The sequence below is a fragment of the Paraburkholderia phytofirmans genome, from assembly GCF_046028095.1.
GTDB classification, from domain to species: Bacteria; Pseudomonadota; Gammaproteobacteria; order Burkholderiales; family Burkholderiaceae; genus Paraburkholderia; species Paraburkholderia phytofirmans_A.
On the sequence record NZ_JAQQDJ010000007.1, the window covers coordinates 223,653 to 246,076 of the forward strand.

The following is a 22,424-nucleotide window of genomic DNA, read 5'->3' on the forward strand; positions in this document are numbered from 1 at the left end:
CAATCAATCTTGATTATGATAATCAATATATATTGATTTCTTCGGTTTCCGCACTTTTCCATGCCGACCCATGCCGACCTCTAACTCCCTGACCGCTGCTGAAGCCGCCGCCACGCTCGGCATCAGCTTGCCCACGCTCTATGCTTATGTAAGCCGCGGCATGCTGAGCTCGTCGCCGGATGCGCAAGGCAAGCATCGTCTCTACGACGCCGGCGAAGTGCGGCGCCTCGCGCGCCGCAAGGAAGACGGCAAGCGCGCGGGCAAGGTCGCGCAAAAGGTGCTGGACTGGGGCGTGCCGGTGCTCGAATCGTCCATCACGCTGGTGGCCGATGGGCGCCTGCTGTATCGCGGGCACGATGCGATGGAACTGGCGCAAAGCGCGTCGCTCGAGGACATCGCGGCGCTGCTGTGGGAATGCAGCACACGGCGCATCGCGGATGCACCGGCCGTGCCGTTCGCCACCGCTCAATGGGCCGCGTGGCTCAAGCTGTGGGGCGACAGCACGCCGCTCGATCGCGCGCTCGTGCTGCTGCCGGCCGCAGCGGCGCAAATGCCGCGAGTGTGGGCGCTCGGCCGCGATGCGCAACTCGATACCGCCTGTGCCGTCATGCGCCTGCTAGCCGCCGCGATGATCTCGGCGGCGCCGTCGAACGAGCCGCTGCATCGGCAACTGGCTTTAGCGTGGCATGTGCGTAACCGCCAGCAGGCTGGCTTGCTGCGCGCGGCGCTGGTGGCTTGCGCGGATCATGAGTTGAATGCGTCGACCTTCACGGTGCGCTGCATCACATCGACGGGGACGCACCTGTTCGGCGCCGTGGCGGGTGGTCTCGCCGCCTTGTCGGGCCCGCGTCATGGTGGCGAAACGGTGCGTATCGCCGCGCTGCTCGACGAAGCCTCGCGCGCGCCCGATCTCGATCGCTATCTGGCTAACCGTCTCGCCCACGCCGAACACGGCGCGCACGGGCCGGTGCTGTCGGGCTTCGGTCATCCGCTTTATCCGGACGGCGACCCGCGGGCGCGACTGTTGTTAGCCATGCTCGCTGACTGCGCGCCGGCGCGTTCGCCTTTGGCTGAGGTACTGGGATTGGCGCGCACGGTGCGCGATACGACCGGCGCGGAGCCGACTGTGGACTTCGCGCTTGCCGCCATCGAGCGTGTGCTGGCGTTGCCGGCGGGCGCCGCCTTCACGCTGTTCGCGGTCGGCCGGGTGGTCGGCTGGATTGCGCACGCCATGGAACAGACGCGCGACGGACGCTTGATCCGTCCGCGCGCGCGTTACATCGGTGAATACGAGGCTGCCGGGCCGGACTGAGACGCCGCGGACCCGGCTTGATGAACTGGCGAATCGTCAGGCTACGCTGAGCCAACGCGGCAGCCAGTTCAAGACCGGCGAGCCTCGTGTCGGCCTGGTTGCCGAGCGCTCCGAACCACTTGCCAACGCGAAGCGCGCGCCGGACTGACCCGCGCTGATCCATGCCACCGCCCGGCGCGGCAGTTCGATCGACTGGCCGGTTGCGAGCCAGTGATCCTCGCTGTCGCCCTCGATAGTCAGCCAGATCTCGCCCGAGATGACCTTGAAGATCGACGGACGCGCGACACGCCAGGCCGTCGCGGGCTCGTCATGTTCCAATTCGAAAATCCGGACTTCACGCATCGCTCTCTCCTTCAAAGAACTTTTCTGTTGTACCGATTATTGACGTGCGATGATCGGTTACCCATGCACAGTTCCGAACACTTCCATCGGAACTGTTCAGTCGAAAAACCGGACAGTTGGCGCGGGCAGCGCGTTCTTAGCGCAGAGTTCGGGCGCATCCAGCCTGCGGTTCGGTGAAGGAGGATTCTCTTGAAACTCGAAATCCAGCTCGATCGGGACAACGGCGTGCCGCTGACCGAACAGATCGTCACCGGCGTCACGGCGTGGATCCGTTCGCGCATCGCCCACCCCGGCTCGAAGCTGCCGTCGATTCGCCAGTTTTCCGCCGACTACGGCGTGAGCCGCTTTCCGGTGATCGAGGCGTATGACCGGCTGGTGTCGCTCGGCTACGTCGACTCGCGCCACGGTTCCGGTTTCTATGTCGCCGACCGACAGCCGGCGAGCACGCAGTGCCAAGGCTCCTCGGATCCGCGCCGCGCCGAGGACGAGTCGGACCATCTTTTGCAGCAGTTCAACCATCCGGGCGAAACGCTCAAGCTCGGCAGCGGCTTTATCCCCGAAGCCTGGCGCGACGCGGACAGCATCGCGCAGGCAATCCGCCACGTGTCGCGCACCGATCTCGCGAGCATGGTCGATTACGCCACCCCGCTCGGCAACCTGACGTTGCGCGAGCATCTGCAAAGCCGCATCGGCCAGTTGGGGATTCAGGCTGACACGTCGCAGATCCTCATCACCAACGGCGCAAGCCAGGCGCTCGATCTGCTGATGCGCTACATGCTCAAGGCAGGCGACACGATCTTTGTCGAAGACCCCGGTTACTACAACCTCCACGGTCTGCTGAAGCTGCACGGCGTGAAACTGGTCGGCATTCCGCGCACACGCAACGGTCCCGATCTGGACGTGATGCAGGAGCAGTTGAAGTCGCATCGGCCCAAGCTGCTGTTCATCAACACCGTGTTCCACAATCCGACGGGCACCAATGTGGCGCCGCCGGTGGCTTTCCGGCTGCTGCAACTGGCGCGCGAGCACGGTTTCTCGATCATCGAAGACGATATCTACGCCGATTTTCAGACCGACCTCACCGATCGGCTCGCCACGCTCGACCAGCTCGAACACGTGATCTATGTGGGCGGACTGTCGAAGACGCTGTCGTCCTCGCTGCGGATTGGCTGCGTAGTGGCGAGCCACGCGATCATCAAGGATCTGGTCGACATCAAGATGCTGACGAGCATCGGCGGCTCGCGTTTTGCCGAAGCGGTCGCCGTGGCGATGCTGGAGCGTGGCGCGTATCGCAAGTATCTGGAGCGCCTGCGTCGGCGTATGCGCGATGCGCTCGGCTCGACCATTCAGACGCTCGAAGACGCGGGTTGGGAAATTTTCGACAAGCCCGTGGGCGGCAAATTCGTGTGGGCTCGCGTGCCGCATGTCGGCAATGCGGAGCGGCTGGTGGAATGCGGCGTGCCGCTGGGGGTGACCGTCGTGCCGGGCAATCACTTCCGGCCGAATATGGAAGTGAGCCCGTGGACCAGGATTCACATCGCTTTCGGTAACGATCCGCGTGCGCAGGCGTTCTTTCGCGCGGCGGCGGCGTTGCCGGCGTCGGAGTGAGTTGAATGAGCGCCACCCCGCGCTTTTCCCTAGAATAGCGAGTCCCAGCCCGCCCCTGCGCGCCTAGCCGCCCTCCATGTCCACGCCGACTCCGCCCGCCGCCGCATCCAGTACGTCCAGTACACCTTCGCCCCGCTCGCTCACCGTGATGCTGTGGGTCGTCGCCACCGGCTTCTTCATGCAGACGCTCGACTCGACCATCGTCAACACCGCGCTCCCCGCGATGGCGACGAGCCTCGGCGAGTTGCCGTTGCGCATGCAATCGGTAGTGATCGCCTATTCGCTGACGATGGCGGTGATGATCCCGGTGTCCGGCTGGCTCGCCGACAAGCTCGGCACGCGCCGCGTGTTCTTCAGCGCGATCCTCGTGTTCGCGATCGCCTCGCTGCTGTGCGCGAACGCGCACACGCTGAATCAACTGGTGGCCTTCCGCATCATGCAAGGCGTGGGCGGGGCAATGCTGCTGCCGGTCGGACGGCTCGCCGTACTGCGCACCTTTCCGGCCGAACGCTATTTGCCGGCGCTCTCGTTCGTGGCGATCCCGGGTCTCATCGGACCGCTGATCGGCCCCACGCTCGGCGGCTGGCTCGTGAAGATCGCCTCGTGGCACTGGATCTTTCTGATCAACGTGCCGGTCGGGATCGTGGGCTGCATTGCCACGTTCATCTTCATGCCGGATAGCCGGAATGAACATGTCGGCAAATTCGACATGAAAGGCTACCTGCTGCTGATCGTCGGCATGGTGGCGATCTCGTTCGCGCTCGACGGCCGTACCGAATTCGGCATTCAGCACGCCACGGTGCTGGTGCTGCTGATTCTGAGCCTCGCCTGCTTTGTCGCCTATGGCTTGCACGCCGTGCGCGAGCCCTCGCCGATTTTCTCGCTCGACCTCTTCAAGATCCACACTTTCAGCGTCGGCCTGCTCGGCAATCTGTTCGCGCGGATCGGCAGCGGCGCGATGCCCTACCTGATTCCGCTGCTATTGCAGGTGAGTCTCGGCTATAGCGCCTTCGAAGCCGGCATGATGATGCTGCCGGTGGCGGCTGCGGGCATGGCGTCCAAACGCCTCGTGACGAGCTTGATCATCAAGCACAGCTATCGACGCGTACTGATCGTCAACACGGTGCTGGTCGGCCTGACCATGGCGAGCTTCGCGCTTACCACCGCGAACCAGCCGCTGTGGCTGCGCCTCGTGCAACTGGCGTTCTTCGGCGGCGTCAACTCGATCCAGTTCACCGCGATGAATACGTTGACGCTCAAGGACCTAGGCACCGGCGGCGCGAGCAGCGGCAATAGCCTGTTTTCGCTGGTCCAGATGCTGTCGATGAGTCTCGGCGTGACAGTGGCCGGGGCCCTGCTCGCGACCTTCACCGGCCTTCTGCCGCGCGTGACGGCAGCCAACTCACTGCCCGCGTTCCACGCGACGTTCCTGTGTGTCGGCATCATCACCGCAGGCTCGTCGTGGATCTTCGCGCAACTGTCGCCCGACATCCGCACGCCCGCGAAGAAGACCGATCCGTCCGAACGCACCTGATGCGCGGCCACCTGGCCGGCGGCCCCGCCGCCGACCCGCAACAGGGCGCGGGCCGCACCAGCAAAGTGCGGATCGTCGTCTTCGCGCCCTTACTGGCGCACAATCGTCTTATCTGAATGTGACAATCGGGCATGCGTGCTGTGTTTCCGCACGCGCATAGTTCTTGCTGGCCTATCCTGTAAACTCACATTTTGCGCGTGCGAACCAGTGCCGAGCATGCAGGCGCGCAGCCACCTCCACACGACTGACATGATGAGCATGATCGACCTCGATCCTCCCGGTTTCCAGCCGCCGCGCCCGATGGCCGGCGACGAAGGCTCCCGGCGCACCGTTCTGTATGGCGGCTACACCGTTTTCAGCGTGTTCCAGCCGGTTTTCTCCGTATCGCACCGGCGCGCGATCGGTTATCACGCGTCGCTGCGCGCCCACGATGAACACGCGCTGCAAGTGCCGTCCCACGAGGTTTTCACGCAGGCCGCGCGACGCGGCGACCTGCTCGAACTCGGGCGGCTTGCCGAATCGCTGCATCTGGGCAACTTCAACGCGTTCGACAGTCACGACGAATGGCTCTTCCTGAGCCTGCACCCCGCCGCGCTGATGGACACCAGTTACGGCGACGCGCTGCTCGCCGGCCTCAAGGCGCTCGGCCTGCCGCCGCAGCGCGTGGTGCTTGAAGTGTCCGAACAGGCGGGCGGCGAAACGACCCGCTTTGCTGAAATCGTCGATGCGTTGCGTAAATCCGGCTTCCTGATCGCGCTCGACGGCTTTGGCGCGAAACACTCGAACATTGACCGCGTGTGGAATCTGCGGCCGGACATCGTCACGCTCGACCGCTGCATTCTCGCGCAAGCCAGCGAACATTCGCACATTGAGCGCGTGCTGCCCGGCCTCGTCTCGCTGCTGCACGAATCCGGCCAACTGGTGCTGATGGGCGGCCTGAGCACCGAACGCGATGCCCTGATCGCGCTCGAATGCAACGTGGACTTCGTGCAAGGCGCCTTCTTCGCGGGCCCAAGCGTCGAACCGGTCAAGCCGCAAGCGGCAGCCGGTTTGATGGACTCGCTCTCCGCGGCGCTGCGGGAACGGGTTACCGCGCGTGAACACGCACAATCGGCGCGGCTCGCCCCGTATGTGACGGCGCTCGAAACGGCGGCCGCGCAACTGGTGGCCGGCGAGTCCGTTGCGCAAGCCACCGCGCCGCTCCTGATGCTCGGCGAGACGGCACGCTGCTTCGTGCTCGACGGGTCGGGCCGGCAGATCGGCGACAACGTGCTCCCGCCGGGGCGCGCCTCGCAACGCGCCAAGCGTTTCCGTCCGCTTCTGCATTCGGAAGGCGCCAGCTGGGAACGTCGGCCGTACTTTATCCAGGCAATGCGCACGCCCGGCCACGTACATCTCACCCCGCCTTATCTGTCCATCAACGAAGCGCACCTGTGCGTGACCGCCTCGATCGCCGCGCACACACCGACGGGCACGCAGGTGCTATGCGTGGACATCAACTGGGAAGTCGCAGCCCACCGCAACTGAGTTCATAGCGCGCTGCTGGATCCGCGCAAGCAGTTGCCTGACCGCCGCGCGGCCCAACATGCTGTTGGTGGCCTGCAGACGCGCCGCGCTCGTCACCACGCGCATGGAGACGATCTTTGCTGAGCCATCTCCCAGGCTGTTCGTGGACACGTCGAGCACCCCGACGACGTCGCCCTCGAAGAGCAAGGCGATACACAATGTGCCCGCCACCGACACTGTCTCCGCGTTGCTCGTGTGCTCGACGAGCGACTTTACCGTGTCCATCCACCCTGCCGCCGCCGGTTCGGACGTGCTCACCGCTGCGCACACAGGCGCGTCGCTGACTACTTGCGGCGCGTCGCTGAAGAGCTGCAATAGACCGACCCGATCTTGCGCCTCCAGCGCCGCGCGCAAGCGCTCCACGATCCGCGCATGCGCCGCGGGATCCGGTCGCTCTATCGGCGCACCCGCGCGTTGCACGCGCGCCTTGGCCCGATGGACGATCTGCCGGCAAGCGGCCGGCGTTCGCTCCAGTATGGCGGCGATTTCCGCGTAGTCGCAATCAAAGGCTTCGTGCAGCACGAAGGCGGCCCGTTCGTCTGGTTTCAGGCGCTCGAGCAGCAGCATCACGCCATAGGACATCTCCGCCGCGCGCAAAGCCAGTTCTTCCGCCGATGGCGCCACCTGGTCGAGCCACAACTCCGGCAACCAGCCGGCGGCCTGCGACGCGCGTTCGCGCTGCACACGCCGCAGCCTGTCGATCGCCACCCGCGTGGTGATCGTGGTGAGCCAGGCGGCGGGTACCTGCAGTTCCTGTGTGTCCGCGAGGTGCCATTTCAATCCGACGTCTTGCACCACGTCTTCCGCTTCGGCGCGGCTGCCGAGCATGCGGTACGCCAGCGCAAGCAGACGGGCGCGCGCCGCCTCGAAGCTGGATGCCTTGTCGATTCCTTGTTCCGTCATATGTAGACCTCCAGATCGTGCGTGGTGAAAAGCGCGCGGCGCCCTGCCTCGAAGTGAACCGGGCGCGCGCCGACATCCTGATTCTTTTTGTCTTGACGGCTGGGCATCCAACGATGTGACAGCCCCGTAAAAAAATATTTCTGTCACGTCGCGCTGCGTCGCGTCGTCATAGGGACAACAACCCACGCAAAGAATGCGCAGGTTCCGGATCGGCGAAGGCACAGCCTGGAGGCTTTGTGCCATGAAGCCACGCGCTCCGCATAACCCGCGGTCACCCAGGCCGCATACGCGAGGTCAATATGCATTCGAACTATCCAAACATCACGGGGCTCGGCCTCGTGCCCACCGTGATCGAACAGTCCGGCCGCGGCGAGCGCGCCTACGACATTTATTCGCGTTTGCTGCGCGAGCGCATCGTGTTTCTGGTCGGGCCCGTGAACGAGCAATCGGCCAGTCTGATTGTCGCGCAGTTGCTGTTTCTCGAGTCCGAGAATCCCGACAAGGATATTTCTTTTTACATCAATTCGCCGGGCGGTTCGGTGTACGACGGCCTCGCGATCTACGACACCATGCAGTTCATCAAACCGGAGGTGTCGACCTTGTGCACCGGCTTTGCCGCGAGCATGGGCACCTTTCTGCTGACCGCCGGTCAGCGCGGCAAGCGGTATGCGCTGCCCAACGCGCGCATCATGATTCACCAGCCGTCAGGCGGCAGCCAGGGCACCGCGGCGGACGTCGAGATTCAAGCGAAGGAGGTGCTCTATTTGCGAGAGCGGCTGAATGCCATAACGGCCGAGCGCACCGGGCACAGCATCGAGGAAATCGCCCGCGACACCGACCGCGACAACTTCATGTCAGCGCAGTCCGCGAAGACGTACGGTCTCGTCGACGAGGTGCTGGAAACACGCGCGGCGCTGAATGTCGCGCCGTATCACATGGACAGGTAGCGCGGTGGCCCGCGTGGTGAATTCACTGCTAACCAACGCCGTAAGGCTGCGATCCTGAAACTGCTCAGGTACAGCGTCGACTGGTCTGCAAAAACCTTGGAGAACGTCACAAGAAGCGCGCGTCGTCGCGGATTTGTTCCGGGCGCACCGGTGCGCCCGGAACACAAAAGCTGATCACCTCCGCTGGAATCGCTATCATGGTCGCGATTCGTCGAATTCGACGATCGCTTCAATGGAGAAAACCATGGCGTCATCCAACGAAACCGTCAGCATGGCGCTATTCTGCGACTTCGAAAACGTCGCACTCGGCGTGCGCGACGCGAAGTACGACAAGTTCGATATCAAGCTGGTGCTCGAACGTTTGCTGCTCAAGGGCAGCATTGTCGTGAAGAAAGCGTATTGCGACTGGGATCGCTACAAGAGTTTCAAAGGCGCGATGCACGAGGCCAATTTCGAGTTGATCGAGATTCCCCATGTGCGCCAATCGGGCAAGAATTCCGCCGACATCCGGCTCGTGGTCGACGCGCTCGACCTCTGTTATACGAAATCGCACGTCAATACGTTCGTGATCATCAGCGGCGACTCGGATTTTTCGCCGCTGGTGTCGAAGCTGCGTGAGAACGCGAAGCAGGTGATCGGCGTCGGCGTGCAGCAATCCACGTCGGATCTGCTGATCGCGAATTGCGACGAGTTCTTCTTCTACGACGACCTCGTGCGCGAGAGTCAGCGCACGGTCGCCAAGCGCGAGTCGTCGCGCCCGCAACAGTCCGCCCAGCCGGCGGCCAAGCGTGCGCCCGACGAGGAGAAGACCCGCAACAAGGACGACCTCGAAAAACGCCGCACCAAGGCGGTTGAGATCGCGGTGCAAACGTTCGATGCGCTCGCCTCCGAACGCGGCGACAGCGGCAAGATCTGGGCGTCGGTGTTGAAGAACGCCATCAAGCGCCGCAAGCCGGATTTCAACGAGACGTACTACGGCTTTCGCGCTTTCGGCAATCTGCTGGAAGAGGCGCATGCTCGCGGGCTGCTCGAGTTCGGCCGCGACGAGAAGTCGGGCGCGTATGTCTATCGGAGCACGGTGGCGAATGTGGCCGGCGACAACACGGGCGAGCCTGCTGAAATCGTCGAATCGGCGGAACAGTTGTATGAGGCGCAGGTCGCCGAAACGGTGATCGCCGAGTCCGGTGGCAAACACGAGTCGCGCCGTCGGGGGCGAGGCAATCGCAAAGCAGGACGCGGCCAACAGGAGACCGTTCACGAAGAGCGTACGGCCGTCGAACAGGGCGGCAGCGCTCAGCCTCGAACAGACGAAGTGCACGCGCAAACGCCGGAAAATGCCCAGTTCATTTTTGAACTGCCGGAAGCACCTTGGTCGGAACCGGAAACCGTGACGGCAGAAGAACCGGACGGCTCGGAGAGCCCGGCAGACGAGCGGGAAACAAGCGGCAGGCAGCCCAAGCGCCGCAATGAACGCGCGCCGCGCAAGACGGCTGCAAAGAAAGCGAAGAAGGCTGCGCCGCGAAGCATCGACGACATCCCGGAGATCGCAGCGCCTGCTGAGGCGCCGGCCGCAACTGCCGCGACTGCCGCAGCAGAAGAAGCGCCCGCGCCGGCAAAAAAAGCCGCGCGCAAAACTGCGGCGCGCAGCCGTCGTCCGCGTAAGACGGCCGCGACGAGCGACGCGGAGTGAGTGTCGTGCATTTGGCGTGACGTGTAGCGGTGCCGATGTGGGCGCCGCTACACAAGCTCAGCGGCAAACAGCAAGCCTTCGATCCCTTTCGCTCACAACAACCCGAACACCGCCACGCCATTGGTAGCGCCGACATACACCTTGCCGCGCGCGATCATCGGCGTGATGAATTTGTTGCCCGCGCCCCATTGATCGCGCGTGCCGGCCTGATTGCTGTTGTACAACTCGACCGCAAGGTTGCCGGCGTTATAGGCATGCAAAGCGCCTGTCGTGCCGTTTTCCGCCGCCCAGACAATGCCGTTGCTCGTGCCGTTCGCCGACACGGCCGGTGTCGCCCCAGGATACGGGAACGTGCTCGGGCTCCTCGATGCGGCAGTCGTCGCAAGAAACGCCCCCGAGACCGGCAACGCCTTCAGGTTGTCGTTCAGGCCGCCGTAATAGACCACACCGTTGTAGTAAGCCGGCGATCCCCAGATGCCACCCGCGAGCGTACCGATCAGCTCCTGCCAGATATTGTTCGACGTCGGATTGAATTTGCCCATCGAATCGCGATCGACGACGTAGATCTTGTTGTCCTTGCCGGCCGCCACCGCCAGATGCTTGACTACGCCACTTGCTGTGGTCTGATCCGGCAACACCATCGCGCCGCCCGAGCCGAAGTCGTTGTCGGTGGCCGCTTGCGTGACCACATCCGACATCGCGAAATAGTCGGTGACCTGCAGGTTGCCCAACGAGAGCTTCATCATCGAGTCGCCGTAGTCGCCGTCCGCGGGAAAGCCCGCGGCATTCAGCGTGGTGCCGAACGTGCCGTTGCCGTCCACGACATAGAGCGACGTGCCGTCCGACGCCATGCCTGAGCCGGCCATCCAGATCGAGCCCTGACTGCCGTTCGGTGTGATGTTGATGACGCTCGTCTGTTTGAGCGTGTCGGCGCTATAGGCCATCATCCAGCCGGTGTACGAGCCTCCCATGCAGTGCGCGGTCCAACCCATGTAGATGTTGCCGCCGACCAGCGTGAGTGCCGCGCGTTCCGTATGCAGCGATGGATTGAAGGTAATCACGCCGTTGACGCTGCCGGCGCCGTTGCCCGGATAAGTCGCCGCGATTTCCGTCGGGCCGCCGAGCACTTCGGCGCCGGTCGCCAGATCGAGCGCGTGCAGCCGGTGATGGTAGCCGCCGCTACCGTCCTTCGTCATCGCGACGGCATACAGCACGCCGTTCGTGCCGCGACTGCGGTCGATGACCGGCGTCGACGTAATGCCGATCTCGGGCGTAATGTCCTGGCATCCGTGGTCGTCGCTGGGCGCTTCGCCGCTGCCGATCAACGAGACCTTCCAGAGTTGCGCGAACGAGTTGGCGTCGTAGGCGTAGACGCTATCGTGTTCGGTGACCACGTAGACCACGTCGTGCGCCGTGCCGCCGATCGACAGGCTGGTGACGAAGAGCGGCTGTCCGTCGACTTTGCCGTCCGCGGCAAGAAACGCGACTTTGCCGAAGCTCGCCGAATTGACGTTCGCCAGCGTGAGCGTGGTCTCGGCGAGCATCTGTCCGGTGCGGCCGAGATCGTTGTGATGCATGAGGACGTCGGTGGCGTAGGCCGTCACCGCTGACGGCGTGTTGCCCGTGCCGTTCGGTCCAGTGCCTGTGCCGGTGGTCGAACCGGTGCCGGTGCCCGAACCCGCACCGCCGCTTCCCGTGCCTGAACCTGAGCCGCCCGACGTGCCACTTCCGCTCCCGCTTGCCGACCCGGAGGCCGCGCCGGACGTACCGCCCGAACCACCACCGCCACAGGACGCAAAACACGAGGCGATGGCGATCAGCGCCACTATCGTGCCCCGACGGGTCCATGCGCCTGGCCCGGAAGTCTCAACGCCAGCTTGCGAGATTCGCATGTTCGCCTCGTCTCCTGAACGACGCGACGCTCAACTCCGCACTACGAACGGTGCGCGCCGTGACTCGCGTCGCGAGCCGTAAGAGAGGAGTCCGCCACGCGCGTCTCCCGCTCGCTGAATAAATTCATCGCCCTCACGGCTGATTAACCGTACGCCCTTTGCAAAGGCGTTTATCGCCATCGTGTCGCCTCTCTCCGCCATACGAGGCAATACATGACGGCGACGCGATTCAGTGAATGCGCACGCTCGGCAGAATTCGATCAGTAGTACGGATAGGGGGCATACATTACCGGCGGCGGCCCGTAATAACGCGGCGGCGGAGCAACATATACCGGTTGCGGCGCGTACACAGGCTGCGGTGCATAGACCGGCATCTGCGGCTGCGAGATCGTATTGCCCTTCGACGTCATGCACTGCGCGTACGCCGCATCGTACTGCGCCTGAAGGCTGCCGCCGGCATACTGCGCGCCGTTAGCGCCGGCGGCGCCGCCGACAAGCAAGCCGCTGCCCGCGCCAATCGCCGCACCCGCGCCGGCATTGCCCGCCGCCGCGCCGATGAGCGCACCGACGGCGGCACCGCCTAGCGTGCCAAGAGCCGCGCTATTGACACTGTTGGTGGTCGCGGCCTGCGAGGCGCCGGTCGCGTTGGTCGAGCGATAAGCGTAGTCGCGGCAGTTGTAGTCGTCTTGCTGGAACTGATTGAGCGACTCGCCGCTGCGCGGCAGCGCGACGATGGAAGGAGCGCTCGGGGGCACCACCGCGCAACCGCCGAGGAGCGCCAGTGCGACCGCTGCCACAGGCAGTGCGACGCGTATCGATTTAGGACTTGAGATCATGGTGGCGCACGTTTCTTCATAGGGGAAACATACGTTAGGCCAATTTGCGAGCGCGTTGTTTACGAGATAGTTACCGTATTTTTTCCGCCGGCATCCAGACGCGCTGTCGGCAGGCTGAATGCCGATTGGAAGCTGCGGTGCCGTTACCAACTGTGACAAAGATTCACGCGCAGCGTCGCGTGAAAAGCAATCCTATGCATCTCCGGCACGACGCTTCGAAACCCTTCGAGACTCTTCGACGCACTTATGCACGACGGCAAGCACGCCAGAAAAAAGAAAAGCCCTCGCATTTCGAGGGCTTTTTTTCTTGCAACTGCTGCGGAGCCTGACGCTCAGCTCTGTGACCGGATCACCCAGCCTGAAGCGCCGCGTTCAAACTCACCGGCTATCTCACGCGAAGTTCTTCGACGCGAATTCCCAGTTGGCGATATTCCAGTACGCTTCGACGAACTTCGGACGCGCATTGCGGTAGTCGATGTAGTAAGCGTGTTCCCACACGTCGATCGTCAGCAGTGCTTTCGCGTCCGTGGTCAGCGGGGTAGCGGCGTTGCTCGTCGACACCAGGTCGAGCGAACCGTCGGCCTTCTTCACCAGCCATGCCCAGCCCGAGCCGAACGTGCCGACTGCGGTCTTGGCAAACTCTTCCTTGAACTTGTCGAACGAACCCCACTTGGCGTTGATCGCGTCAGCGAGCGCGCCGGTCGGTGCACCGCCACCTTGCGGCGACAGGCTGTTCCAGAAGAACGTGTGGTTCCACACTTGAGCTGCGTTGTTGAACACGCCGCCCGATGCCTTCTTGACGATTTCTTCAAGCGACAGGTTCTCGAACTCCGTGCCCTTGATCAGATTGTTCAGGTTGGTCACATAGGTCTGGTGATGCTTGCCGTAGTGATATTCGAGCGTCTCTTCCGACATGTGCGGAACGAGTGCGTTTTTCGCGAACGGCAGCGGCGGGAGCGTATGTTCCATGGTGCTTTCCTTCTGTCTGTATCTGTTGTGGGGGAGTCTGCGGATAACGCTTTTGAGCACTCGATTGTAGGCGAGTTGGAATAACCCCGCAAACCGACGGACTTTATGCCGGACATCGGCGAACGTGCCGCATTCACAGCGCAATTAGTGGTTGCGCACGCAGTGTGCCCGACTCTCGCCACAGTCAAAAGTACGGCGGCGGATGCCGTCGGCGAAGTGTCAGAAACCGTCGGTCAGACGTGGTTGCACATCGGCCAGCGCGATGTCCGCGGCGCCCTCCGCGAGATGCACCGTGAGGCGCCGCCCCGGCTTCAACGACGACGGCGCGCGCACCGCTCGCCCGCTCTGGGCATCGAGCACGGCAGCGTAACCGCGCTCCAGCGTACGCTGCGGACTCAGCACTTCGAGACGTGCGGCGAGCGTGCCGATGCGCGCGGTCTGACGTTCATGCTGACGTAATAAAGCCGCATCCAGACGTTGCGAGAGATTGCCGAGTTTCACCTGATGCCCGGCGAGATCCGGACGCCAGCGCTGCCAGCGCATCTGCAGCAGCGAAAACCGCGCTCGCGCGTCACGCACCGGACGCCCGCCCGCCGACGCGAGCCGCACGCTCAGTTGCTGCAAATGCGTGCGTTGCCGCGCCAGCCGCTCGGCCGGCGACACCAGCCGACGCGCGAGCCAGTCGAGTTGCTGGGCACGCCGCTCCATCATGCGGCCGAAACCGCGCGCGAGCGTCGCGTGACGATGGTCGAGTTCGCGCAACAGCAGCACGCGCTGCGGACTGACGAGTTCGGCGGCGCCGGTCGGTGTCGGTGCGCGCACGTCCGCGGCGAAATCGGCGATCGTGAAATCGGTTTCGTGGCCCACGCCGCTCACCACGGGAATCGCGCTTTCCGCGATCGCGCGCGCCAGCACTTCTTCGTTGAACGCCCACAGGTCTTCGATCGAGCCGCCGCCGCGGCATACGATCAGCACGTCGACCTCGCGCCGTGCATTGGCGGCGTCGACCATCGCAGCAAGCTTGCTGCTCACGCCGACGCCCTGTACCGGCGCCGGATAGACGATCACCGGAATGTGCGGGGCGCGCCGCGACAGCGTGGTCAGGACGTCGCGCAACGCCGCGGCCTGTAACGACGTAACGATGCCAATCGAACGCGGATGCGACGGCAGCGCGCGTTTGCGTTCAGCGGCAAAGAGACCCTCGGCTTCGAGTTGCGCTTTCAGCCGGAGGAACGCTTCGTAGAGACGCCCTTGTCCGGTACGCCGCACCGCTTCCACATTCAACTGCAGTTCGCCGCGCGGCTCGTACATCGTCACCAGCGCGCGCACTTCGATGCGGTCGCCCTCGCGCGGCGTGAATTCGGCGTATTGCGCGCGTCCGCGGAACATCACGCAGCGCATCTGCGCCTGCGCGTCCTTGATCGAGAAATACCAATGGCCGCTCGCGGCGCGCGTGAAGTTCGACACTTCGCCGGCAACCCAGACGAGGGGAAACGAACGTTCGAGCATCGTGCCGATTGCGCGATTGAGCGCCGAAACGGGAACGACGACTTCACCGCCGGGCGTCGCCGACGAGGAAAAAGGGCTTTCGGGATTCATGCGAGGAATAAGTGTGGCTGGCCGGACAGACGATAGACCGACCGGCCATCGCCGTCCAGCGCGATGCTTGAATTGTTAAAAGTGTCCACATGGCGGGACCCGCCAGACAGATCCTGCCAGATCGCCCTCCGGGCCGCATGAATTCTAGGCATGTCTTTGATTTATATGGTGTTTACATCTCATTAAAGAGAATGATTGCCGATACCGGGCGCGCGGAACGGCCCTCTCCGCCCATTGGACGGCAGGTTCTCCACAAAGTTATCCACAGGCTGTGAGCCACGCTGAAAGCGCGATTTGGTCACGCGGCGCAGGGTGCGCGACTTGCCGCGCGGGACGCCAGCGCGCTAGAGTGGCGGGTTCGACGGCATGCCGAACGCCCCTGCAGCGTCCAGCATGCGGCACACTGCGCTAGTGCGCGGCCATGCCGCCCAGATTTATTTTTCGCCTCACTTTCGATAGTCCGGAGAACCGCGTTGATGCTTGCCCCGCGTATTGCGCCTAGCTCCTTCACGCCGCCGTCCGGCTGCCTTTGTCCGAACGGCGCGCCGGTCGTTTGCGCGACGTGCCCATGAGCGACGTCAGCAACCGTCTCGAGGCACGCCTCGCGCGCGAATGGCAGCAGCGCGGCCCGCTCGCCTGGGCGCTGTCGCCGCTCGCCTGCGTGTTCGGCGCAGTTGCCGCCGCGCGCCGCGCCGCCTTTTCGTTCGGCTGGTTGAAATCGGTTCGCATCGAGGTGCCCGTGGTGGTGGTCGGTAATGTGACCGTCGGCGGCACCGGCAAGACGCCGACCGTGATCGCGCTGGTCGAGGCGTTACGCGCCGCGGGCTTCAAACCCGGCGTCGTATCGCGCGGCTACGGCGCGCGCGTGAAATCGCCGACGCGCGTCACGCCGACCTCGGCGGCAAGTGTCGGCGGCGACGAGCCGCTCCTGATCGCGCGCCGCACCGGCGCGCCGGTGTGGGTCTGTCCGGATCGCGTGGCGGCCGCGCAGGCGCTGTGCGCCGCGCACCGCGAAGTCGACGTGATCGTGAGCGACGACGGTTTGCAGCATTACCGGCTCAAGCGCGACGCCGAACTGGTCGTGTTCGATCACCGGCTCGGCGGCAACGGCTTCCTGCTGCCGGCCGGCCCGCTGCGCGAGCCGCTGTCGCGCCGCCGCGACGCGACGCTCATCAACGATCCGTACGCGCGCACGCTGCCGGCGTGGCCGAACACCTTCGCGCTGCAACTCGCGCCCGCCGACGCGTGGCATCTGGACAATCCCGCGTTGCGCCGTCCGCTCGCGCAATTCAGCGGCGATCGCGTGCTGGCCGCGGCCGGCATCGGCGCGCCGGAGCGTTTTTTCGCTACGCTGCGCGCCGCCGGCCTCACGCCTGCCACGCGCGCCTTGCCGGATCACTACGCGTTCGAGCGCAATCCTTTTACCGATGTGGACGCCGACGCCATCCTGATAACGGAAAAGGATGCGGTAAAATTAGGGTCCTGGCACGACGCGCGCATCTGGGTAGTCCCGGTCGAAGCCGCGCTCGATCATCGCCTCATTGCATTAGTTGTGGAGAAAGTCCGTGGACGCTCGCCTGCTTGAAATTCTCGTCTGCCCGATCTGCAAGGGCCCGCTCAGCTACGATCGCGCCGCGCAGGAGCTGATCTGCAACGCGGACAAGCTGGCCTATCCGATTCGCGACGGCATTCCCGTCATGCTGGTCGACGAAGCACGGCAGACCGTGGAAGGCACGCCGGTCGATCTGAATCCGGGCTCCGTGGCCTGAGCCAAACCGCCCTCGCGCGCGGCGGCCGTGTTTGAGGCGTGCCGCGTGGCGCTGTTCGCATTCGTCGTCTTGCCCGTCCGCAGCCGCGCCGCACGCGCGGCCGCTTTCCTCCGGCTTCATCGCCGCCCGTCTTTGTGCCTGTCCTGCCGATGACCCACGCCAACACCGCCACTCCCCCGTTCATCGCCGTCGTGCCGGCCCGGCTCGCCTCGACGCGTCTGCCCAACAAGCCGCTCGCCGACATCGGCGGCAAGCCGATGGTGGTGCGGGTCGCCGAACGCGCGCGCGAATCGGGCGCACAGCAGGTGCTGGTCGCCTCGGACGCGCAAGCCGTGCTCGACGCCGCCCGCGACCACGGCTTCGAAGCCGTGTTGACGCGCGCGGACCATCCGTCCGGCACCGACCGTCTCGCGGAAGTCGCGGCGCAGTTCGGCTGGAGCGACGACACGATTGTGGTCAACGTGCAGGGCGACGAACCGCTGATCGATCCGGCGCTCGTGTGCGGCGTTGCGTCGCACCTTGCGGCAAGCGACGGCTGCGCAATCGCCACCGCCGCGCATCCGATCACCGACCCCGCTGAAATTTTCAACCCGAACGTCGTCAAGGTCGTGCTCGACGCGCGCGGCGTCGCGCTGTACTTCTCGCGCGCGCCGATTCCCTGGGCACGCGACGCCTACCAGCCGCTCTGGCCGAATGTCGCGTCGATGCCCGCGCCGCCCGCGCTCGCGGTGGTTCATCGGCATATCGGGTTGTACGCCTATCGTGCGCAATTCCTGCGCACGTACCCCAGCCTCGCGATTTCGCCGATCGAACAGGTCGAAGCGCTCGAACAATTGCGCGCGATGTGGCACGGCGAGCGGATCGCTGTGCTCGTCACGCACGACGTGCCGCTGCCCGGTGTGGACACGCCCGCCGATCTCGCGCGCGTGCAGGCTTTATTCGGGTCTTGGGCGTAAAAACCCATGGCATAATCGGACGGTTGTGCGCGCCTCCCGCTACACGCGAGAGCCAGGGTTTGCCCGGTCGCGCCGTTATCGTTTTGCAGCGCCGTCGTCGACGTGCAGCGCGAAACCCAAACGGCAACCGATGCGGGTCCCTCGGCTTTTCGTGGGATGTCCGCAGCGCCGCCAAAGAATTCACATAGATCTGGAGATATCACATGCGTTTGATCCTTTTGGGTGCACCCGGCGCGGGTAAGGGCACTCAGGCAAACTTCATCAAGGAAAAATTCGGCATTCCGCAGATTTCCACCGGCGACATGCTGCGCGCGGCCGTCAAGGCCGGCACGCCGCTCGGCCTCGAAGCGAAGCGCTTCATGGATGCCGGCGAGCTGGTCACGGACGAGCTGATCATCAATCTGGTGAAAGAGCGTCTGCAACAGCCGGACTGCGCGAACGGCTATCTGTTCGACGGTTTTCCGCGCACCATTCCGCAAGCTGAAGCCATGAAGCAGGCCGGCGTTCCGATCGACTACGTGCTGGAGATCGACGTGCCGTTCGACGAGATCATCTTGCGCATGAGCGGCCGCCGCTCGCACGCCGCGTCGGGCCGTACGTATCATGTCAAGTTCAATCCGCCGAAGGTCGAAGGCGTGGACGACGTGACCGGCGAACCGCTGATCCAGCGCGACGACGACAAGGAAGAAACCGTCAAGAAGCGTCTGGAAGTGTACGAGGCGCAAACCAAGCCGCTGATCGAGTACTACAACACCTGGGCCAAAAACGGCGATTCGTCGACTCCGTTGACCGCGCCGCAATATCGGCGCATTTCGGGTCTCGGCAGCGTCGACGAAATTCGTGACCGCGCGTTCGAGGCGTTGAAGTAAGCTCGTTGCCGTTTGTGTTCGCTTCAGGAAAGACCCGCCCTTGCCGGCGGGTTTTTTTATGCAGCGGATGGTTCGAATGCAGTGAACGATTTCTCCGTGCCCGCGCTTGATATTAATTAGCCATCCGTAGCGATCTGCTGCGCGTGCACGCCGCCGCCAGCGCGTCAATTTGCCGCCTGCCCGCTTTGCTTTCTGCGTCGCAGCATAGCCGTTACAATCGTTCATCGAAAAGATATTCGATCCAGACATTACTGAACCGTAGCAAAGGAGAAGACATGGAGATTCGTGACAACGTTTTCCTGATCACCGGCGGTGCATCGGGACTGGGCGCAGCCACAGCACGCCTGCTCGTCGAAAACGGCGGCAAAGTGGTGCTCGCCGACCTGAATGTGGATGCCGGCGAAGCGCTCGCCAAGGAACTCGGCGGTGTGTTCGTCAAATGCGACGTGAGCCGCGAAGACGACGCCACCCAGGCCGTTGAAGCCGCCACCAAGCTCGGCACGCTGCGCGGCCTGGTCAACTGCGCGGGCGTCGCGCCGGCCGTCAAAACAGTCGGCAAAGACGGCCCCCATCCGCTCGACGCGTTCGCGCGCACCATCTCGATCAATCTGATCGGCACCTTCAACATGGTCCGGCTCGCCGCCGCGGCCATGTCGAAGAACGAGCCGAACGCGAATGGCGAGCGTGGCGTGATCATCAACACGGCGTCGGTGGCCGCGTTTGACGGTCAGATCGGCCAGGCGGCTTATGCGGCATCCAAGGCCGGCGTGGCCGGCATGACGCTGCCTATCGCACGCGACCTGTCGCGCAACGCGATCCGCGTGATGACGATCGCACCTGGCATTTTCGAAACGCCCATGCTGCTCGGCATGCCGCAGGAAGTGCAGGACGCCCTCGGCGCGATGGTGCCGTTCCCGCCCCGCCTCGGCAAACCGGCCGAGTACGCGATGCTGGCCAAGCAGATCTTCGACAATCCGATGCTCAACGGCGAAGTGATTCGTCTGGACGGCGCAATCCGGATGCAGCCGAAGTAAGCCGGCAGACAGCGGGCGGTTTCACAAAGCAGCCGCGTTAAAGAAAAACGCCAGCACATGATCATTCATGTGCTGGCGTTTTGTTTTGAGCGGAGATTGCGATGCCCGTTGCGAGGGCGTGCTTCTATTCGCGGTCGTCGTGTTGAGTACGCTGACGCAGTTCGTGTAATTGCGATTCCACCACGGTTGCGTCCTCGGCATCCGGCCGGTCGCCGAGATAACGCTCCAGGTCCTCGAGCGCGGGGCGCAGATAATCGAGCCGCGCATACGCGAAGCCGCGATCGCGCACTTCTTCGATACTTTCCGGCAGCAGGATCACAAGACGCTGCTGCACAGCCAGCAGACGCTGCCAGCGTTCCGTCTGAAGATACGTAGACTTCAGATTGCGCAGCATGCGCGCGATGATCTCGCGGCGAGTGGCCGGCTGCAGCAGCATGCGCAGCGCCCTGCTCACCGATTCGCCCGCCGACGCCACGTACGGCTCCAGCATTTCCACCATCTCCGACTCGGACAGCGAGTGGCCGCTGGTCGGATCCAGCATCACGTCGCCGTCTGGCGTCGTTACACGCAAAAGGAAGTGGCCAGGAAACGATACGCCGCGCACCGGCACACCGATCTGTTCGGCCATTTCCAGATACAACACCGCCAGCGAAATCGGAATGCCGCGGCGACGTTTGAGCACCGCGTTCAGGTGGCTGTTGTCGGGATCGTAATAGTCGTTGAGATTGCTGGCGAAACCCAGTTCGCGAAAGAAAAACCGGTTCAGAATGCCGACCTTCTGCTTGATGTCGGCGTCGTCCGGCATGCGTCGCTGCAAGCGCACCACGAGTTCGTCGATCTCGGCGAGCGTGCCTTGCAGATCGAGATCGGGATAGGCGTCCTGCGCGAGCGAGAGCGCCGCCTCGGTCAGCGGAAGACTCTCATCTTCGGCGACGAGCGTGCTGAAATAGTCGAGAACCCGCGTCATCGTGATCACTTCACTCGCCTTTTGAAATACGCGTACTTGAAGCCCATCAGCCAAAGCATACCGAAATATAGCGCGGCGAACAGCACGAGGCACGCAGCGAGCAGCACCATGCGGTCGACCGGGCGGCTGTGCATGCCGATCCAGTCGAAGCTGATGGCCAGCCAATGCATCGTGCCGGCCAGCACCAGACAGGCGCCGAACAACTGCACGAAGAATTTGAGCCAGCCGCTCGACGGCGTATAGATGCCACGCTTGCGCAGCCCGAGAAACAGCAGCAACGCATTCCCGCAAGCGCCGAGCCCGACGCTCAGCGTCAAGCCCGCATGCGCGAAGATCGGCACGAACAGATAGTTGCTCAGCTGCGTGAGAATCAGCACGCCGACCCCGATCTTCACCGGCGTCTTGATGTCCTGTTTCGCGTAGAAACCCGGCGCGAGGATCTTGATGAGAATCAGGCCGATCAGGCCGACGCCATACGCCGACAAAGCGCGGGCGACCATCACCACTGAATTGCCGTCGAACTTGCCGTAGTGGAACAGCGTGGCGGTCAGCGGCTGCGCGAAGAAAAACAGCGCGACGGCGCTCGGCGCGGCCAGCAGGAAGGTGACGCGCAAACCCCAGTCGAGCAGCGACGAATACTCGTGCGGGTCGGCGTCGACGTGCGCTTTTGAAAGACTCGGCAGCAGGATCGTGCCGAGCGCGACGCCCAGCAGCGCGGTCGGAAACTCCATCAGCCGGTCGGCGTAATTGATCCAGGACACGGCGCCCGGACCAATGCGCGATGCGATATTCGTGTTGATGATCAGGCTGATCTGCGCGACCGAGACGGCGAACATCGCGGGCACCATCTTGGACAGCACGCGCTTGACGCCGCGATGCGCGAGCGCTTTCACCGGATTCAATCCGATGCGCGGAATCATGTCGATCTTCTTCAGACCCGGCAGTTGGACGATGAATTGCAGCACGCCGCCGGCGATCACGGCCCACGCGAGCGCATAGACCGGCGTTTGCAGACGCGGCGCGACGAACACCGCGGCGACGATGAACGCGACGTTCAGCAGAACCGGCGCGAACGCGGGCAGCGAAAAGTTCTTGTACGTATTCAACACACCCGACGCCAGCGACGTCAGCGAAATGAAAATGATGTACGGGAACATGATGCGCGTCATGGTGACCGCGAGGGCGTACGCCTGACCTTCGTGCGCGAGGCCCGAGGCGACGATGAACACCACGCCCGACGCGCCTACGACGCCGATCAGCGAGAGGATCGCGAGCGCCCAGGCGAGCACCGTCGAGGTGGCGTCGACCAGCGCTTTGGTGGCGTCGTGACCTTGGCTGTTCTTGAACTCCGCGAGGATCGGCACGAAGGCCTGCGAGAACGCGCCTTCGGCGGAGATGCGGCGCAGCAGGTTTGGAATGCGGAAGGCGACGTAAAACGCGTCAGTGTATTGACTGGCACCGAACGCGCGTGCGATCAGCGTTTCGCGGGCCAGTCCGGTCACGCGCGACAGCAGCGTGAAGCCGCTGACCGTCAGCAGGGCTCGGAATAGATTCATGGGGCGCTTATTATACGGGTGCCGCGAGTGCGGACGACGAGCCGGAACGCGATTCGGACCGATTTGCCGCGCGGA

19 protein-coding genes are annotated in these 22,424 nt (G+C 63.9%); 11 read left to right on the forward strand and 8 right to left on the reverse strand.

Annotated elements, in window-relative coordinates; all coding sequences use genetic code 11:
• Positions 1 to 70 precede the first annotated feature (70 nt).
• A complete protein-coding gene (locus tag PQR54_RS21090; RefSeq protein ID WP_408249009.1) occupies positions 71 to 1,312 on the forward strand; it encodes a citrate/2-methylcitrate synthase in 1,242 nt (413 codons plus the stop codon).
• Between the two features lie 36 nt (positions 1,313 to 1,348).
• On the opposite strand, the gene PQR54_RS21095 is transcribed toward PQR54_RS21090, so the two are convergent.
• Complete coding sequence (locus PQR54_RS21095; protein ID WP_408249011.1) at positions 1,349 to 1,654, reverse strand: DUF2917 domain-containing protein; 306 nt, start codon at positions 1,652 to 1,654, stop codon at positions 1,349 to 1,351.
• A 189-nt stretch (positions 1,655 to 1,843) separates the two neighbouring features.
• On the opposite strand from PQR54_RS21095, the gene PQR54_RS21100 reads away from it, so the two are divergent.
• From PQR54_RS21100 to PQR54_RS21110, 3 genes are all read left to right on the forward strand, one after another.
• Entirely contained in the window at positions 1,844 to 3,262 is a 1,419-nt protein-coding gene (locus PQR54_RS21100; protein ID WP_408249013.1) for an aminotransferase-like domain-containing protein, read from the forward strand.
• Between the two features lie 76 nt (positions 3,263 to 3,338).
• Positions 3,339 to 4,796 (forward strand): multidrug transporter subunit MdtD, encoded by a 1,458-nt coding sequence (mdtD, locus tag PQR54_RS21105; RefSeq protein WP_408249014.1) that lies wholly within the window; start codon positions 3,339 to 3,341, stop codon positions 4,794 to 4,796.
• A gap of 252 nt (positions 4,797 to 5,048) precedes the next feature.
• Entirely contained in the window at positions 5,049 to 6,323 is a 1,275-nt protein-coding gene (locus tag PQR54_RS21110) for an EAL domain-containing protein (protein WP_041759031.1), read from the forward strand.
• On the opposite strand, the gene PQR54_RS21115 is transcribed toward PQR54_RS21110, so the two are convergent.
• The gene (locus tag PQR54_RS21115) at positions 6,279 to 7,265 is read right to left on the reverse strand and encodes a sigma-70 family RNA polymerase sigma factor (RefSeq protein WP_408249016.1); all 987 of its coding nucleotides are present in this window, start codon (positions 7,263 to 7,265) and stop codon (positions 6,279 to 6,281) included. The two genes, PQR54_RS21110 and PQR54_RS21115, sit on opposite strands and share 45 nt — an antisense overlap.
• A 299-nt stretch (positions 7,266 to 7,564) precedes the next feature.
• Between PQR54_RS21115 and clpP the strand changes: the two genes are divergently transcribed.
• On the forward strand, positions 7,565 to 8,212 hold the full coding sequence (gene clpP / locus PQR54_RS21120; RefSeq protein ID WP_408249018.1) for an ATP-dependent Clp endopeptidase proteolytic subunit ClpP: 648 nt from the start codon (positions 7,565 to 7,567) through the stop codon (positions 8,210 to 8,212).
• Between the two features lie 244 nt (positions 8,213 to 8,456).
• Positions 8,457 to 9,902 (forward strand): NYN domain-containing protein, encoded by a 1,446-nt coding sequence (locus tag PQR54_RS21125; RefSeq protein WP_408249020.1) that lies wholly within the window; start codon positions 8,457 to 8,459, stop codon positions 9,900 to 9,902.
• A gap of 92 nt (positions 9,903 to 9,994) precedes the next feature.
• Here the strand turns inward: PQR54_RS21125 and PQR54_RS21130 are convergent, their stop codons facing one another.
• The 4 genes from PQR54_RS21130 to xseA all read right to left on the reverse strand — a co-directional run bounded on the left by PQR54_RS21130 (position 9,995) and on the right by xseA (position 15,198).
• A complete protein-coding gene (locus PQR54_RS21130) occupies positions 9,995 to 11,794 on the reverse strand; it encodes a PQQ-binding-like beta-propeller repeat protein (RefSeq protein WP_408249022.1) in 1,800 nt (599 codons plus the stop codon).
• 260 nt (positions 11,795 to 12,054) lie between these two features.
• Positions 12,055 to 12,630 (reverse strand): glycine zipper family protein, encoded by a 576-nt coding sequence (locus PQR54_RS21135; RefSeq protein WP_408249024.1) that lies wholly within the window; start codon positions 12,628 to 12,630, stop codon positions 12,055 to 12,057.
• Positions 12,631 to 13,020: 390 nt separating this feature from the next.
• A complete protein-coding gene (sodB, locus tag PQR54_RS21140) occupies positions 13,021 to 13,599 on the reverse strand; it encodes a superoxide dismutase [Fe] (protein ID WP_106314205.1) in 579 nt (192 codons plus the stop codon).
• Between the two features lie 219 nt (positions 13,600 to 13,818).
• Positions 13,819 to 15,198, reverse strand: coding sequence for an exodeoxyribonuclease VII large subunit (gene xseA, locus PQR54_RS21145; RefSeq protein ID WP_408249026.1), 1,380 nt, complete (start codon positions 15,196 to 15,198; stop codon positions 13,819 to 13,821).
• Positions 15,199 to 15,766: 568 nt separating this feature from the next.
• Between xseA and lpxK the strand changes: the two genes are divergently transcribed.
• From lpxK to PQR54_RS21170, 5 genes are all read left to right on the forward strand, one after another.
• A complete protein-coding gene (gene lpxK / locus PQR54_RS21150) occupies positions 15,767 to 16,783 on the forward strand; it encodes a tetraacyldisaccharide 4'-kinase (RefSeq protein ID WP_408249027.1) in 1,017 nt (338 codons plus the stop codon).
• Positions 16,764 to 16,967 carry a Trm112 family protein gene (locus PQR54_RS21155; protein ID WP_007180583.1) on the forward strand — a complete coding sequence of 68 codons (204 nt, stop codon included), beginning with the start codon at positions 16,764 to 16,766 and terminating at the stop codon, positions 16,965 to 16,967. The genes lpxK and PQR54_RS21155 overlap by 20 nt, the downstream gene beginning before the upstream one ends.
• 149 nt (positions 16,968 to 17,116) lie before the next feature.
• Positions 17,117 to 17,923, forward strand: coding sequence for a 3-deoxy-manno-octulosonate cytidylyltransferase (gene kdsB / locus PQR54_RS21160; protein ID WP_408249029.1), 807 nt, complete (start codon positions 17,117 to 17,119; stop codon positions 17,921 to 17,923).
• A 203-nt stretch (positions 17,924 to 18,126) separates the two neighbouring features.
• The gene (gene adk / locus PQR54_RS21165; protein WP_408249031.1) at positions 18,127 to 18,792 is read left to right on the forward strand and encodes an adenylate kinase; all 666 of its coding nucleotides are present in this window, start codon (positions 18,127 to 18,129) and stop codon (positions 18,790 to 18,792) included.
• 275 nt (positions 18,793 to 19,067) lie between these two features.
• Entirely contained in the window at positions 19,068 to 19,826 is a 759-nt protein-coding gene (locus tag PQR54_RS21170) for a 3-hydroxyacyl-CoA dehydrogenase (protein WP_408249033.1), read from the forward strand.
• A gap of 124 nt (positions 19,827 to 19,950) precedes the next feature.
• Here the strand turns inward: PQR54_RS21170 and PQR54_RS21175 are convergent, their stop codons facing one another.
• Together PQR54_RS21175 and murJ are read right to left on the reverse strand one after the other, a co-directional pair.
• Complete coding sequence (locus PQR54_RS21175) at positions 19,951 to 20,793, reverse strand: SirB1 family protein (protein WP_012434163.1); 843 nt, start codon at positions 20,791 to 20,793, stop codon at positions 19,951 to 19,953.
• A gap of 5 nt (positions 20,794 to 20,798) precedes the next feature.
• Entirely contained in the window at positions 20,799 to 22,349 is a 1,551-nt protein-coding gene (gene murJ, locus PQR54_RS21180; protein ID WP_408249035.1) for a murein biosynthesis integral membrane protein MurJ, read from the reverse strand.
• Positions 22,350 to 22,424 lie beyond the last annotated feature (75 nt).